This window comes from Arthrobacter glacialis (assembly GCF_002909415.1).
GTDB classification, from domain to species: domain Bacteria; phylum Actinomycetota; class Actinomycetes; order Actinomycetales; family Micrococcaceae; genus Specibacter; species Specibacter glacialis.
In genome coordinates, this window is sequence record NZ_PPXB01000004.1 from 202,487 (window position 1) to 216,811 (window position 14,325).

Here is a 14,325-nt window from a genome sequence, read left to right on the forward strand (position 1 = left end):
CTTGCGGACCCTGACGGCGCAAAAAAGCTCCCGCCCCAACCTTCCATGACAGGGAGGTTAGAACAGGAGCTTCGTTGCGCGTCGCCAGGCTAGAACAGGGCGCGTGCCAGGGCTTGGCGGGATGCGGATACGCGGGGATCGCTGACGCCAATGGCGTCATAAAGCTCCAACAACCTCACCCGGGCGGTGTCCCGTTCGGGACCAAAGTGCGTGCCAATGAACTTCACAATGCGGGCAAAGGCGTCCTCAACATGGCCGCCCGTCACATCCAAGTCAGCTACCGAAAGGGTTGCCTCGAGATCATCCGGGTCCCCAGCCGCACGGGCCCGCAGCGCCTCGGCGTCTGCAACGTTCAGCTCCGCTGTGCGGCGCATGAGGTGGACCTGCGCCAAGCCAACCTTTGCGGCGGCGTCGGACGGCATTTCGGCCAGCGCCTTCTCATAGCTGGTCTGGGCCAGCAGCAAGTCACCGGCGTCGATGGCGTCGCGGGCAGCCTGGTGCAACGGAGGCAGCGGTGGCTCCGCCGGAGCTTCGGGGTCCTGGGCGCCGCCCAAGTTTCCGGTGACGCCGTTGCTGGCAGCAACCTTGAGCAGTTCGGTGAAGAACTCCTTGATCTGCTCCGCCGGCAGTTCACCCTCGAACATGGGCACCGGCTGCCCCTTGATCAAGGCCACCACCGTAGGCACCGCGCTGGCACCAAACGCCTGCGCAATTTGGGGGCTGGAATCAACATCCACCCGGCCCAAGGCAAGCTGCCCGCCGTACTCGTTGACAATCCCCTCCAGCACGCCTGTCACCACCGAGGACTGGTGTGAGCGTGCAGATCCCAGCAGCACCACCACCGGCACCTTGGAGGAAAGCTGAACAAGTTCCTGGAAGCTTTGCTCGTTGACATCAACCGCGTAGGGCGATGGCGTTGAAGGGGCGGCCGCGGCCCGGTTCTTCAACGCTGAAAGGTCGACGGCGCCGCGCAGGTTGATCCCGGGCGCTCCGTTGGGTGCCATGGGGCTATTTTGACTCATGAACTCACTCTAACTGTGCTGGCCCGCGACTTTTCCAAGATCTCGCCGCGGGTGAAACTTTGCTTTGCCAACGCCCCGCTGCCGGGTTACTTGAACTGGCCGCCCACAAGATCCCGGGTTGCCGAGAGCAGCGTGATCTTTCCATCACCGGAGGCTGCCGGAATGTACATGACAACAGGTTCCGCGTAGCTCAAGGTGAAGCCCTTGGTGGTCTCTGTGCCGCCGGTGAACACGGCCGCGTCGGCGGGCACGGTGAGGGTTGCATCTTCCTTGGACGTTGTGTCAATGCCGAAGGTGTATCCCACCACAACCATGGCCCCGCCGTCGGCTGTGCGCATGGCAACGGGTGATTTGGTGTCGGCCGTATGGCTGAAGACGTTGGTGGCATCCTTGGCGTCAGCAACAATCTTCTTCTGCGCATCGAGAACACTCGTGATGTAGACGCTGTCGTTGAAGGAGTCCTTGAACTTGCTGTCATCCTTGGTCAAACGGTCGCTGAGCGCCGCAATGGCGTCCTTGGGGCTCATTTTCAGGCCGGCGCTCTCGTCAATGGCTACTTCCTTGGTGCCTTCCTTGTCCACTGTGGGAAAGGTCTGGCCGGGCAGCAAAGGCGTGGACTTGATCAGCTTGTAATTTTCCCGCGGGCTTTGCTGAACCAGTGTCAGCAACTGCGGCAGCTCATTGTTCTCACCCTTGGTGACGAACATGGCTGACCGCGGCCAGGTGTCCGTGGTGGTGACAACCTTGGCCAGCAGCTGTGTGGCGCTGACGGGTTCCGGCGCTGGGGCGCTGGCAACCTGGGAACGAATCTTGTAGTTGGCTGTGCGAACCTCCAAGGCCATGCCGGTGACGCGTGATTCCAATTCCTTGGCGTTCTTGGCATTGTCCCCCGAGGCAACAACCGTGGCCACGGCGGTGGCAATGCGCTGAACCTGGCTGTCCAGAAGAGACGGGAAGCCGGGCGTGTTCGCATCAGCACTGGCAGCGGGCGCCGTGCTCGAGGCGGAACTGGTGGGGGCCGGTGTGGCAGCGCCTGTGGTGGCATCCTCCGCCACGGCCGGGCCAACACTGCCTGCGACCAGGATCACGGCCAATGCCGCACCCCAACGGCTCTTGTGGTTCATGGTTTTGTGCATGGTGCGGGGTGTTGCAACCTCTGTGGGTGAGCTGGCGCTGAAGTCCGCCTTGCCCTTTTTCTTGGCATCGTTCTTGGCTTCGGTCTTGGCTTCGGTCACGTCAGCGCCCTTCACGTCAGCATCATTCTCCGGCGTCGATGCACCCTTGCCGTCGTCGTCACCGCCTCCGGAACCCTTCGTGGAGTCGTCATCGTTCTTGTCGTTACTCTTGGCCCCGGCCGCGGAGGCAGCTTCAGGGTCTTGGGCAGCCGGTGGCTGCAGGACTGCCGGCAACGCGGACGTGGCATCGCTGACAAAGGCCGGGGCCGAGGCTTCCCCGCCAGCCTTGGCGCCTGCAACGGGCCTCTCTGCGTTCCTGGCCTCGGCAATGGTGGACGGGGCATCCTTGCCCGTCGCCGCAGCCGACTTGGCGGCTTCACGGGCTGCCACCAGCTTGTCGACCTCCAAAGCGCCCGTGGCGGGGTCGGCCGGGGCCTTGCCGGCCGCGCGTCGGCCAACGGGAGCAGGTTCGCCGCTCTTGGGTTTGCGCGGTGCAATCAAAAACAGCAAGGCAGCTGCTGCCAGCATGGCCGAACCAAGAATCATCAACGGCACTGCCCACGGGGTTCCGGCCTGATTGTCAACCGTCATGGAAATATTTGTCGGCGCAGCAGCCTTGCCGTCGGAGGAGAGCAGCAATGCCCAGTCACCATGTCCTGGAGCCTGCCATGTGTAGGTCAACTCGCCGGTGGCCTTCTCCTCACTGACCCACAGATCCGAACCAGCGGGATTGGGCACAGTGGCGGCACCTGCATTGCTCTGTGTGCTCAGGGCCGTGAAATCGTCGTTGGCACCGTCCACCTGCGTGTAGGCGGCGTCGCCAATCCAGCCGATGATGTCGCGCTCCCGCGCCACAGCGAGCTGGATGGGGCCGTCGCTTTTGACGGTCAGAGTGAAGTGACCGTCACGGGTCTTGAGTATCTCTGGGCTGATGACAGTCAGCGGTGCGGCGCTTACATCGGCTGGGGTGGTGGCTGTCAGCTGCGCAGCAGGGAGCCAGATGGTGCGCTGGCCAATACCGGAACCCAACACCAACAAACCCAAAATAGCCAGGACAATTGCAATTTTTGAACGCACGTACTTACCTAACATCGGCGGAACACTGCTGTGAACGTTCCTTCTAGGGTAACTGAACCGTTATCTTAAGGGCATGCCCAATTGACGAATCTCACGTTATTTCATCGAATGCATGCCGCCAGTACTGGGCTGCGCTGATACTCTCGAGTCACAATTGTGGTGCGGAGCCAATCATCCGCAAAATCCTGGATGCGAAGGCAATACCCGTGAGTTCGACCCCTGATTCAAGCGCAACTGGCCCCGTCCCTGACGACGGCACCAACTCTGCACAAGCCAGCCCCAACCCTGCCAGGCCCGAGCCTGCCGGCTCTGAAACGTCCCCGCCGGGGCAGTCCACACCTCGTGGGGACAGTGACGGGGCCGGGTCGGATTCGCAGAGCCAACCACTTCCCCCAGCGCCAGTAGCAGCCGCTGCGGCTGCTGGAACGGGCCACGGCGCGGGTCACCATGTGGGATGGCGGGAGTGGGTGGCAAAAAAGGTTCTCAAGCCGATTCCGGGAGCCCAGCCCCGCGTGCGTTTTGACCTGCCGGCGGAGACCATCTTCGAGGAGCAGGCCAAGGCCACCCAGGCCATGGTTGATGCAGCACCCAGCTCCGGCCTTTTCCGCCACCCCATCTACTTTGGCTTCATGGGTACTGTTGGTGTCGGCATCGCCTTATCCGTTAGCTACATGCTGGCCAACACCCAATCGCTGCTGCTGTGGATAGTCACAGCCCTGTTCATTGCCTTGGGTCTGGACCCGGTGGTCCGCTGGTTGGAGCGGCGCAGCGTGCCACGTCCGCTGGGCATAGTTCTGGTGCTGGGCGCCTTGCTGGGCCTTGTGGCCATCTTCTTCGCCACGCTGATTCCCACCATCGTCGAACAGACAACGCAGCTGGTGAACAAAGCTCCGGGCTGGATCAACGACTTCCTGAATTCGGAATTCTTCAAGCAACTTGATGTCCAGTATCGCGTGCTGGACACCATCAACGCCCAGGTTGCCAAATTCTTCCAGGACGCCCAAGCCGTGGGCGGTATCTTTGGTGGAGTGGTGGGTGTTGGAACCACCATTGCCAACGCCCTTTTTGGAACCTTGATTGTGTTGGTGTTGAGCCTGTACTTCCTGGCCTCCCTGCCCGGGATCAAAAAGTGGGGCTACCGCTTGGCACCGCGCTCGCGCCGGGCCCGTGTTGAGGATTTAAGCGAGGAAATCACCCGCGGCGTGGGCAACTACGTCATAGGACAGGTTTGCGTGGCCGTTCTCAACGCCAGCTTCGCCTTCATCGTCATGACCATTTTGAATGTGCCGTTCAGCATCCTGCTGGCGTTTGTTGTGGCGCTGCTGGCGTTCATTCCGCTGGTAGGCGGCATGATTGCCGCCGTCGTGGTCATCGCCGTGAGCCTGACGGGCGGCTGGCAAGTGGCATTGATCTACGCCGTCGCCTACCTGGCGTACCTGCAGTTTGAGGCCTACTTCATCTCCCCCCGCATCATGCAAAAGGCAGTGGCCGTTCCTGGTGCCGTGGCTGTCATTTCAGTTATTGCCGGTGGCAGCCTGTTGGGCGTGCTGGGCGCCTTGATAGCCATTCCCACGGCAGCCGCCGTCATGCTGCTGGTGCGGGAAGTCTTCATTGCCCGCCAAGACAAGAACTAACCAAGCTCACCGCGTGACCTGGGTTGTAAACAGCGAACGGCCCCGCACCAACAAGGTGCGGGGCCGTTCGCATGAGCAAGTCCTAGGATTGAAGTGGCGCCGCGACTTCATGCCATTGGCCTGGCAACTCCACGGCGCTGCCCAAAACTGCCGAGGCAATCTCATTCAAGGCACGGGCTGCGTACTTCTCCCCCACCCAGAGGTGCTTGGCCCCCGCAACAGCAACCAGTTGGGCCTGAGGAACCACGGAGAAGCGGGCCGTTGCCGCCGCGGGCTGGAGGTAGTCATCAAATTCCGGCACCAGAACACACAGGGGCTTGCCGAAGCTGGCCCAGGCGCCCAGATCCGCATCCGTTGCCCGGTGCAGCGGCGGTGACAGTAAAACGGCGCCCTCAATAAGCTCTGATACAGGAGCCACGGCACCGTATTTCAGCACCAGCTCGGTGCCAAAGGACCAGCCCACGAGCCAACGGTTGGGCAGGCCGCGGTCAACCGCAAACTGGACAGCCGCCTCAACGTCCAGGCGCTCGCCCAGCCCTTCCTCGAAGACCCCGTCGCTGGTGCCTCGTGGCGAAGAAGTGCCCCGGGTGTTGAATCGCAGTACGGCAATGCCGGCCATGGCCGGAAGGCGGTAGGAGGCCTTCTTGTAGACGTGCGAATCCATGAAGCCACCGTGCGTGGGCAGCGGGTGGAAGGTGATCAACGTCGCCTTCACCACGCCGTCGGCCGGCAACGCCAACTCTCCCACCAGGGTCAAGCCGTCGGCCGTTCTCAGCTCAATATTTTCCCGGATGGCGGGCAAAATGGTGGCGGCTCGGACGTAAACAAGGGCAGCTGCGTCAACCAGGTCGTGGGATGCGGGGTCAAAAACCATGTCCACTAGCCTATCTGTACTTGTAGCTACGACCGCGCCAGCAATTGCTGTGCCAGTGCCTGCGGTCGCGCAAGCCGGCCTCGGCGCCAAACATGGCGTCCTCCTGCCACACCACCAAGTGGGCTACCCCCGGTTCAACAGCACGGTGGCAGCCGGGGCAGGTGTAGACCTTTTGCGCATTGCTCGCCGTGATGGACCGCACGGCCCATTGCCCGTCGGGCGCTGACTCGCGGGCCGGAACTCCCATCCGCGCCCGGTCCAGATCCGGCTCCTCTTGCTCCTGCCAGCCCTTGGGGGCAGCGGAACGACGGCGCGGGCGGTTTGAACGGGGCATGTTTCCATTGTGCCGCACCGGCGCAGCGAGCGCGAAGCGTCCAGGGCGCCCAGCGGCTTCCACCCAGGCCACTCGGTCCAACCACCACCAACCACCAACGGAGAGCGGCTACAGTGGAGGGCGTGCGTTTAGTGATTGCCAAGTGCTCCGTCGATTACGTCGGACGCCTCAAAGCCCATCTTCCCCTTGCCGTTCGGCTCTTGTTGGTCAAGGCCGACGGTTCCGTCCTGGTCCACTCGGACGGCGGCTCCTACAAGCCGCTGAACTGGATGAGTCCGCCCGCCACCATGCGGACACTCAACCCGGACGAGGCCGACCTTGAAAACGGTGTGATCGATCAGTGGATCGTGCAGTCGAGCAAGACCGATGACAGGCTCATCATCAACATCTATGAGCACATCAGCGACTCCAGCCATGACCTTGGCGTGGATCCGGGCTTGATCAAGGACGGCGTGGAAGCCGATCTGCAGCGCCTGCTTGCCGAACAGATTGGGCTGCTGGGCGAGGGTTTCACGCTCATTCGCCGGGAATATTTCACAGCCATTGGGCCTGTTGACATTCTGGCCCGGGACGCCAAGGGAGCCACCGTGGCCATTGAGCTCAAGCGCCGTGGCGACATTGACGGCGTCGAGCAGCTCACCCGCTACCTGGAACTGCTCAACCGTGATCCGCTGCTGGCTCCGGTGCGCGGTATTTTCGCCGCCCAGCAAATCAAGCCGCAAGCCAAAACACTGGCAACCGACAGGGGCATTGAGTGCAAGACACTTGATTACGACGCCATGCGCGGAGTAGATGACAGCGCCTCACGGCTGTTCTAGGCAAAGGCCAGCTGTTCCTGACTAGACTTGAGCCATGACTGCTCCGAATCCCGCGCCCGTGTCCACCAAATACCTCCTCCACGGTGCCGTAGTTACCGACCACGGTGTCATTGAAGGTGGATTGCTCGCCGTCGAAGGCGATCGGATTGTGTACGCCGGCCGGGCCGACCATTTCGACGAGCCCGACTTCAGCCAGGAATCCCTGGACGCGGCCAACATCATTTCCCTCCCGGCAGGCCAGCGCATCATTCCCGGCCTCATCGACATCCACAACCACGGCGGCAACGGTGGCGATTTCCCCAGCGGTGACGAGGCCTCGGCACGCATTGCAGTGGATTTCCTGCACCGTTCAGGGACCACCACCTTGCTGGCCAGCATGGTGACGGCATCTCCGGAAGACCTCATCAAGGGCATTGGCATTTACGCCAACATGACTGATGAAGGGTTGCTGGCCGGCATTCATCTGGAAGGCCCCTTCCTCTCCCACGCACGATGCGGTGCACAGAACCCGGCCTTCCTGCTGGAACCTGACCTTGAGATCATGGGATCCCTGATCGAGGCCGGCCGCGGCACCATCACCACCATGACGTACGCTCCCGAACTCCCCGGTGCCCCCGAACTGGTTGACCTGATGACAAGCCATGGGATCACACCGTCACTGGGCCACACCGATTGCGACACGGCGACGGCCGCCGACTCCTTGGAGCAGGCCCGTGAAGGCTTGGATTCCACCGGGTTCGACGGCGTTTCCGGCCGCCCCACGGTTACCCACCTTTTCAACGGCATGCCTCCCATGCACCACCGATCCCCCGGTCCTGTGGCCGCGTGTTTGCGCATTGCCAAGGCCGGGAACGCGGCCGTGGAGCTTATTGCCGACAACACCCACCTGGATCCGGAAACAGTCCAGACAGTCTTTGAACTGGTGGGTGCCGCCAACATTGTGCTGGTCACCGATTCCATGGCCGCAGCCGGGCTGGCAGATGGCCAGTACATGTTGGGCCCGTCCCCTGTGAGCGTTACCGACGGCGTGGCAACCCTGGATGCCACGGGCTCCATTGCCGGCGGCACAGCCACCTTGCTCGATGTAGTCCGCCACACCACCGCGGCTGGAGTGAAGTTCACCGATGCGCTCAAGTCCGCCACAGTGGTTCCGGCCGCCGTGCTGGGTCTGACCGACGAGGTTGGTTCCCTGCGCCGTGGGTTGCGGGCAGATTTCCTGATAGTCGACGCCGATTTGGCCCTCCAGCGCGTCATGCGAGGCGGACTGTGGTTGAAGTAGTTGATGCCAACGTGGCCATGGAGCGCGTCATGCGTTCCGCTCTGTGGTTGAACTAGTTAATATTTCCGTCTCTTTTGTGCACTTCATTGACCTGACATGTGACTCATGCCATGCTGAGTTTGGCCTCTAATTAGGCAATATGCCAAGAGCTAGGCAATACACGGCGCAGTACATTTGCGCTGTCATCACAAGGAGAAAACGTATGGCACAGGGTACCGTCAAGTGGTTCAACGCTGAAAAGGGCTTCGGCTTCATCACCCCGGATAACGCCGAGGCGGATGTCTTTGTTCACTACTCGGAAATCCAAAGCGGCGGCTTCAAGACCTTGGATGAAAACGCCCGGGTCGAGTTTGAGGTCGGTCAAGGCACCAAGGGACCCCAGGCCACGGGTGTAACCACCATCTAGTCCTTCCGTGCCTCAAGAATTCCGGCACAATCAACAGCCCCCGGCATGAACTGCTCCCCGGGGGCTGTTTCTTGTCTACATTCTTAGTTCTGCCGCGGCGAAGGAGACAGCGAATCGCGCGCACCAAATACTGACTGAGCTATAGTCGCCCAACACCGTCCCTGCTGGTATCTCATAGTTCTGATCACCCTTGTTGGCTTTGAGTGCTCCCAGGCTCAGGTACGCCCCGTCGTCGAAGACATGCCAACCTGCCGTCCCCTCGATCACCGGGGCATCACTAAGCCATACCTTAAGGTCTGGGCCGTCGGAGGTGTCAAGGCCCTCGAAGCGCAGGATCCGCCTGCCATCAGGTAATTCCAGTATCCTTACGGATCCCGAGCTGGCGTGTTCATGGCTGATGAGCTCTCCGCTGACCAATTCGCGGGGAGCCAACGGAGTGGGTGCAGGGGCAGAATCGCCGGCAGACTCAGAGCTCGGAATGGGGGTCGGCGCGAAACTCGGAAGTCCCTCGGTCGCCGTCGAACTAGTGAAAATCCGCCACGGTTGGAACAAGTAAAGTCCAAGCGCGGCCACAGCAGTTGCCATAAGGAGTACAAGCGGAATCAGAACCCGCCTGCTCATAAACTTGCTCATGCAGTTGAGCATAACAACTATCCACTGGCCGAATAAGATCAGATCCTACCCGGCTCTGGTGGGTCCGCGGTCAATATTTGACTAGAGGGCCATAGTGTCCTGCGCTCCAGTCCGCAATGCCTGCCGCTAGTGCCAGCGGCCTGGGCCGGGCTGGGGGCCGGCTTCCAGCCAGGAGGACAGGCCTGCATAGGCGGCAAACTTCATGGCCAGCAGCACCTCGTTGCCCTCATAGTTGAGCATGACGATGACAACGCTGGGCGGAACGCGCGTCAGCTCGTTTTCAGTGGGCTCGCGGCGACCCAACAGCACAATTTTGTTGCGCTTCATGGTTTTGGCCGGGAGCGGACTTAACGACAGAAGCCGAACCCACTCGAGGTCCGACTCCTGGTAACGACAAACCCCCATTGCCCAGCGATTGCTCGCCGTGCAAATGGAGGCGTCGACTGTGCCCCAGGTGCGCCGCAAAACAATGCGGCGCACCCCAAACAGACACAGTGAAACTACAACTAGCAGAAAAACTCCTGCTAGGACGATGAACGCAAAACCTAATTGGTTCATCAATTGATTGCTAGCGAATCCCTGCGTTTGCTGAAGTACCCTCGTGGAGACGAGCACCATCAGCAACGATCACGACCCGGTTGCTGTCAACGGAGAAGAAGCCGCCGTCAACGTCAACCGAAAAACGGTTGCCGTCCACGGGTGCGATCTCCAGCAAGCCCGGCGCCAAAACCGCGAGCAACGGGGAGTGACCGGGAAGAATCCCGATCTCACCTTCGCTGGTAAACCCCTTGACAAGGGTCGCTGCGCCAGACCAAACAGCGTGGTCAGCCGCTACGATTTCAACTTCGAGGTTAGCCATGATTACTTCGTCGATTCCTGGATTGCAGCCCACTGACGCTCAACATCATCCATGCCACCGATGTTGAAGAACGCCTGCTCGGCAATGTGGTCGACGTCGCCGTCGCAGATGGCCGTGAAGCCTTCAATGGTGTCCGCGATCGAAACCGTGGAACCTTCAACGCCGGTGAACTGCTTGGCGGTGTAGGTGTTCTGCGACAGGAACTGCTGGATACGGCGAGCACGCGATACAACGATCTTGTCCTCTTCACCGAGCTCATCGATACCGAGGATCGCGATGATGTCCTGAAGTTCCTTGTTCTTCTGCAGGATCTGCTTGACACGGACAGCCGTGTCATAGTGAGCCTGGCCAACGTACTGCGGGTCAAGGATTCGTGACGTGGACGTCAACGGATCGATGGCCGGGTACAGACCACGTGAAGCAATTTCACGGGAAAGTTCCGTGGTTGCATCCAAGTGGGCGAAGGTCGCGGCCGGGGCCGGGTCCGTGTAGTCATCAGCAGGCACGTAGACGGCCTGCATGGACGTGATGGAGTGACCCTTGGTCGAGGTGATGCGCTCCTGCAGGAGACCCATCTCATCGGCCAGGTTGGGCTGGTAACCCACAGCTGAAGGCATACGGCCCAACAGTGTGGAAACTTCGGAACCGGCCTGTGTGAAACGGAAGATGTTGTCGATGAAGAGCAACACATCCTGGTTCTGCACGTCGCGGAAGTACTCAGCCATGGTCAGTGCCGACAGGGCAACGCGAAGACGCGTTCCCGGCGGCTCATCCATCTGGCCAAAGACCAGCGCGGTGTCCTTAAGAACACCTGCTTCTTCCATTTCAACCCAAAGGTCATTACCTTCACGGGTACGCTCGCCAACACCGGCGAATACCGAAGTACCACCGAAGTTGCGGGCCACACGGGTGATCATTTCCTGGATCAAAACGGTCTTGCCGACACCGGCACCACCGAACAGACCAATCTTTCCACCCTTGATGTACGGGGTGAGCAAGTCAATCGACTTGATACCGGTCTCGAGCATCTCCGTGGAGCCTTCGAGGCTGGCAAATGCCGGGGGCTTGCGGTGGATGGGCCAGCGCTCGGAGATGTTCAGCTCCGATTCCTTCACGTCCAGGGGTTCGCCCAAGACGTTGAAGATGTGACCCTTGACGCCGTCACCAACAGGCACGGTGATGGGGGAACCCAAGTCCTGCACGCTGGTACCGCGGACAAGTCCGTCGGTAGCCTGCAAGGAGATGGCGCGGATGAGGCCGTCTCCGAGGTGCTGGCTGGTTTCGAAGGTGATGGTCTTGGTCTCACCGTTGAGAGTGATCTCGGTGGTGAGTGCATTGTAAATGGCGGGAATGCCGTCAGCCGGGAATTCGACGTCGACAACCGGGCCGATGACGCGCGCAATGCGGCCTGTGGCACCGGCCTTCGCTGCGGTTCCCTGCTCGTTAAGTTGGGCAGTCATCTCTCTCACTTCACTTGTGTAGATGGCATTGAATAAGTATGAATTGGGCTACTAAGACGCGTTGAGCGCATCAGCGCCCGCAACAATCTCGGAGAGCTCCTGCGTAACCTCAGCCTGGCGGGCGTTGTTACGAAGACGCGTGTACTTCTTGATCAGATCGCTGGCGTTATCGCCTGCGGACTTCATGGCCCGCTGGCGTGCTGCGAGCTCGGAAGCTGCGGCCTGCAACAATGCTGAGAAGATGCGTGATTCGATGTACCGCGGCAACAAGGCGTCCAGGACGTCTTCAGCCTGCGGCTCGAATTCGTACAGCGGCAACAGGTCATCCGAGGATTCAACTTCTTCCTCAACAACTTCCAGCGGCAGCAGACGAATTACTGTCGGCTCCTGAAGAATCATTGACTTGAACTGGGTGTAAACGACGTGGATTTCATCCACGCCACCCTCTTCAAAGTCTGTTGCGAAGTCCTGTAGCAGGGCGACGCGCAGTTCACGTGCAGTTTCAAATTCCGGGGCGTCAGTTCCACCGGTCCACACCTTGGCGTAATCGCGACCTCGGAAGTCAAAGTATGCCTGTGCCTTGCGGCCGACCAAATAGGTCGAGACGTCCTTGCCTTCTCCGTGCAGCAATTCGATGAGGTGCTCTGCCTGCTTCAAAACGCTGGCGGAGTAGGAACCGGCAAGACCACGGTCGGAAGTCATAACCAATACTGCGGCCCGGCGGATCTGATCCGGCTCGGTTGTCAGCGGGTGGTCGACCTCGGACTGGGACGCAACGGCAGAAACGGCACGGGTAATCGCATTGGAGTACGGCAAGGATGCCGCGACACGTACACGTGCCTTTCCAATGCGGGACGCAGCGATAAGTTCCATCGCCTTGAAGATCTTTTGCATCGACGTGGTCGATGAGATCTTCTGGCGGTAAACCCGTATCTGGGCTCCCATGTTTGTCCTTTCCTTATCCTTGTTTGGGTTGTTGGCCCGTTAAGGGCCAACAACCCAAATCAGAGATGGTGTCAGCGTTTCTGCTTGACGATCTTTTCCTGGTCAACGTCCTCGGCGGCAAGAGCACCGAACTCCTCGTGGCCGGCGCCAACCAAGTGGTCGTCGCCCTCCGCAAAGAAGCCCTTCTTGAAGGCGTCAATGTTGGACTTGAGCGCGTCTACAGTCGAAGGTTCCAGCACGTTGGTTTCAGCCAACGTGGTCAGGATCGACGTGCGGTGACGCAGGTAGTCAAGGAACTCGGCCTCAAAGCGGAGGACATCCTCCACCGGGACGTTGTCCAAGTGGCCGGTGGTGCCCATCCAGATGGAAACAACCTGGTTCTCGACCGGGAACGGTGCGTACTGACCCTGCTTGAGCAGTTCCATCAGGCGCGCACCACGGGTCAGCTGCTGCTTGGTAGCAGCATCCAAGTCGGAGGCGAACATGGCGAAAGCCTGCATGTCACGGTACTGAGCCAGTTCCAGCTTCAAAGTACCGGCAACCTTCTTCATGGCCTTGACCTGTGCCGAACCACCCACGCGGGATACGGAGATACCCACGTCGACGGCGGGACGCTGGTTGGCGTTGAAGAGGTCCGACTGCAAGAAGATCTGACCATCGGTAATGGAGATGACGTTGGTCGGGATGTAAGCCGAAACGTCATTTGCCTTGGTTTCAATGATCGGCAGACCGGTCATTGAACCAGCACCAAGCGCGTCAGAGAGCTTGGCACAACGTTCGAGCAGACGGGAGTGCAAGTAGAACACGTCGCCGGGGTAGGCTTCGCGTCCCGGTGGGCGACGCAGCAGCAGCGAAACAGCGCGGTAGGCTTCAGCCTGCTTGGACAGATCATCAAAGACGATCAGAACATGCTTGCCGGCGTACATCCAGTGCTGGCCAATGGCCGAACCGGTGTACGGTGCCAAGTACTTGAAACCGGCCGGGTCAGATGCCGGAGAAGCCACAATGGTGGTGTACTCCAACGCGCCGTGGTCAGCCAGGGTCTGGCGAACAGCAGCGATCGTGGATGCCTTCTGGCCGATTGCTACGTAAACGCAACGAACCTGCTTCTTGACATCTCCGGAAGCCCAGTTGGCCTTCTGGTTGATGATGGCGTCAACGGCCAAAGCCGTCTTGCCTGTCTGACGGTCACCAATGATCAGCTGACGCTGGCCACGGCCGATCGGGATCATGGCGTCAATGGCCTTCATACCGGTCTGCAGCGGTTCGTGAACCGACTTGCGCTCGGTAACACCAGGTGCCTGAAGTTCCAAGGCGCGGCGGCCTTCGGATTCAATCTCACCCAGGTCATCAATCGGCTGACCCAAGGGGTCAACCACGCGGCCAAGGAAGTTATCGCCAACCGGCACGGAGAGGATCTCCCCGGTACGGTGGACTTGCTGACCTTCGGCGATTCCGGCGAAGTCGCCAAGGACAACCACACCGATCTCGCGAGTGTCCAAGTTCTGGGCCAGGCCCAGTGTGCCGTCTTCGAAACGAAGCAGCTCGTTGGCCATGACAGAGGGAAGTCCCTCTACCTTGGCAATGCCGTCACTTGCGGTGGTGACGCGGCCAACCTCGACGCGCTCTGCGTTGCCCGGTTCATAGGACGCTGCGAACTCATTCAAGGCATTGCGGACGTCGTCGGCATTGATGGTCAAGTCGGCCATCTGCAGTCCCTGCTCTCCTAAGTTGTGGATACCGCCGCATAAATCAGTGAGCTGCGGTAGCCTAAATTTTTGATTCAGTCTGTTGTGGACTGGCTGCTAA

14 protein-coding genes are annotated in these 14,325 nt (G+C 60.3%); 4 read left to right on the top strand and 10 right to left on the bottom strand.

The features are described from left to right. Positions 1-89 precede the first annotated feature (89 nt). Together CVS28_RS06240 and CVS28_RS06245 are read right to left on the bottom strand one after the other, a co-directional pair. Complete coding sequence (locus CVS28_RS06240; protein ID WP_103481015.1) at positions 90-1,022, bottom strand: tetratricopeptide repeat protein; 933 nt, start codon at positions 1,020-1,022, stop codon at positions 90-92. A gap of 86 nt (positions 1,023-1,108) precedes the next feature. Further along, positions 1,109-3,274: a DUF8094 domain-containing protein gene (locus tag CVS28_RS06245; RefSeq protein ID WP_133159070.1), complete on the bottom strand. Its 2,166-nt coding sequence runs from the start codon at positions 3,272-3,274 to the stop codon at positions 1,109-1,111. Between the two features lie 206 nt (positions 3,275-3,480). Here CVS28_RS06245 and CVS28_RS06250 point away from each other — a divergent pair, with 206 nt between their 5' ends. After that, entirely contained in the window at positions 3,481-4,908 is a 1,428-nt protein-coding gene (locus tag CVS28_RS06250) for an AI-2E family transporter (protein WP_103481017.1), read from the top strand. Positions 4,909-4,990: 82 nt separating this feature from the next. On the opposite strand, the gene CVS28_RS06255 is transcribed toward CVS28_RS06250, so the two are convergent. Then, entirely contained in the window at positions 4,991-5,782 is a 792-nt protein-coding gene (locus tag CVS28_RS06255; RefSeq protein WP_103481018.1) for an alpha/beta hydrolase, read from the bottom strand. A gap of 10 nt (positions 5,783-5,792) precedes the next feature. Next, entirely contained in the window at positions 5,793-6,116 is a 324-nt protein-coding gene (locus CVS28_RS06260; protein ID WP_103464534.1) for a hypothetical protein, read from the bottom strand. Between the two features lie 122 nt (positions 6,117-6,238). Here CVS28_RS06260 and nucS point away from each other — a divergent pair, with 122 nt between their 5' ends. The 3 genes from nucS (at position 6,239) to CVS28_RS06275 (ending at position 8,619) form a co-directional block, all read left to right on the top strand. Then, complete coding sequence (gene nucS, locus CVS28_RS06265) at positions 6,239-6,934, top strand: endonuclease NucS (RefSeq protein ID WP_103464744.1); 696 nt, start codon at positions 6,239-6,241, stop codon at positions 6,932-6,934. Between the two features lie 34 nt (positions 6,935-6,968). Further along, positions 6,969-8,213: an N-acetylglucosamine-6-phosphate deacetylase gene (locus CVS28_RS06270; RefSeq protein WP_103464535.1), complete on the top strand. Its 1,245-nt coding sequence runs from the start codon at positions 6,969-6,971 to the stop codon at positions 8,211-8,213. A gap of 202 nt (positions 8,214-8,415) precedes the next feature. Next, complete coding sequence (locus tag CVS28_RS06275) at positions 8,416-8,619, top strand: cold-shock protein (RefSeq protein ID WP_103464536.1); 204 nt, start codon at positions 8,416-8,418, stop codon at positions 8,617-8,619. 75 nt (positions 8,620-8,694) lie between these two features. Here the strand turns inward: CVS28_RS06275 and CVS28_RS06280 are convergent, their stop codons facing one another. The 6 genes from CVS28_RS06280 to atpA form a co-directional block, all read right to left on the bottom strand. After that, positions 8,695-9,252 carry a DM13 domain-containing protein gene (locus CVS28_RS06280; RefSeq protein ID WP_243399725.1) on the bottom strand — a complete coding sequence of 186 codons (558 nt, stop codon included), beginning with the start codon at positions 9,250-9,252 and terminating at the stop codon, positions 8,695-8,697. Positions 9,253-9,378: 126 nt separating this feature from the next. After that, the gene (locus tag CVS28_RS06285) at positions 9,379-9,810 is read right to left on the bottom strand and encodes a DUF2550 domain-containing protein (protein ID WP_103481019.1); all 432 of its coding nucleotides are present in this window, start codon (positions 9,808-9,810) and stop codon (positions 9,379-9,381) included. 10 nt (positions 9,811-9,820) lie between these two features. Next, complete coding sequence (locus tag CVS28_RS06290; protein ID WP_103464538.1) at positions 9,821-10,111, bottom strand: F0F1 ATP synthase subunit epsilon; 291 nt, start codon at positions 10,109-10,111, stop codon at positions 9,821-9,823. Between the two features lie 2 nt (positions 10,112-10,113). Then, positions 10,114-11,571, bottom strand: a complete 1,458-nt coding sequence (atpD, locus tag CVS28_RS06295; protein ID WP_103464539.1) for a F0F1 ATP synthase subunit beta — start codon at positions 11,569-11,571, stop codon at positions 10,114-10,116. 51 nt (positions 11,572-11,622) lie between these two features. Next, positions 11,623-12,516: a F0F1 ATP synthase subunit gamma gene (locus tag CVS28_RS06300; RefSeq protein ID WP_103464540.1), complete on the bottom strand. Its 894-nt coding sequence runs from the start codon at positions 12,514-12,516 to the stop codon at positions 11,623-11,625. A 71-nt stretch (positions 12,517-12,587) separates the two neighbouring features. Then, a complete protein-coding gene (gene atpA / locus CVS28_RS06305; RefSeq protein WP_103464541.1) occupies positions 12,588-14,225 on the bottom strand; it encodes a F0F1 ATP synthase subunit alpha in 1,638 nt (545 codons plus the stop codon). Positions 14,226-14,325: the final 100 nt, after the last annotated feature.

Coding starts and splice junctions, on each gene's coding strand:
- CVS28_RS06240 (WP_103481015.1), bottom strand. CDS start 1,022: ATGAGTCAAAATAGCCCCATGGCACCCAACGGAGCGCCCGGGATCAAC.
- CVS28_RS06255 (WP_103481018.1), bottom strand. CDS start 5,782: ATGGTTTTTGACCCCGCATCCCACGACCTGGTTGACGCAGCTGCCCTT.
- CVS28_RS06260 (WP_103464534.1), bottom strand. CDS start 6,116: ATGCCCCGTTCAAACCGCCCGCGCCGTCGTTCCGCTGCCCCCAAGGGC.
- CVS28_RS06270 (WP_103464535.1), top strand. CDS start 6,969: ATGACTGCTCCGAATCCCGCGCCCGTGTCCACCAAATACCTCCTCCAC.
- CVS28_RS06275 (WP_103464536.1), top strand. CDS start 8,416: ATGGCACAGGGTACCGTCAAGTGGTTCAACGCTGAAAAGGGCTTCGGC.
- CVS28_RS06280 (WP_243399725.1), bottom strand. CDS start 9,252: ATGAGCAAGTTTATGAGCAGGCGGGTTCTGATTCCGCTTGTACTCCTT.
- CVS28_RS06285 (WP_103481019.1), bottom strand. CDS start 9,810: ATGAACCAATTAGGTTTTGCGTTCATCGTCCTAGCAGGAGTTTTTCTG.
- CVS28_RS06290 (WP_103464538.1), bottom strand. CDS start 10,111: ATGGCTAACCTCGAAGTTGAAATCGTAGCGGCTGACCACGCTGTTTGG.
- atpD (WP_103464539.1), bottom strand. CDS start 11,571: ATGACTGCCCAACTTAACGAGCAGGGAACCGCAGCGAAGGCCGGTGCC.
- CVS28_RS06300 (WP_103464540.1), bottom strand. CDS start 12,516: ATGGGAGCCCAGATACGGGTTTACCGCCAGAAGATCTCATCGACCACG.
- atpA (WP_103464541.1), bottom strand. CDS start 14,225: ATGGCCGACTTGACCATCAATGCCGACGACGTCCGCAATGCCTTGAAT.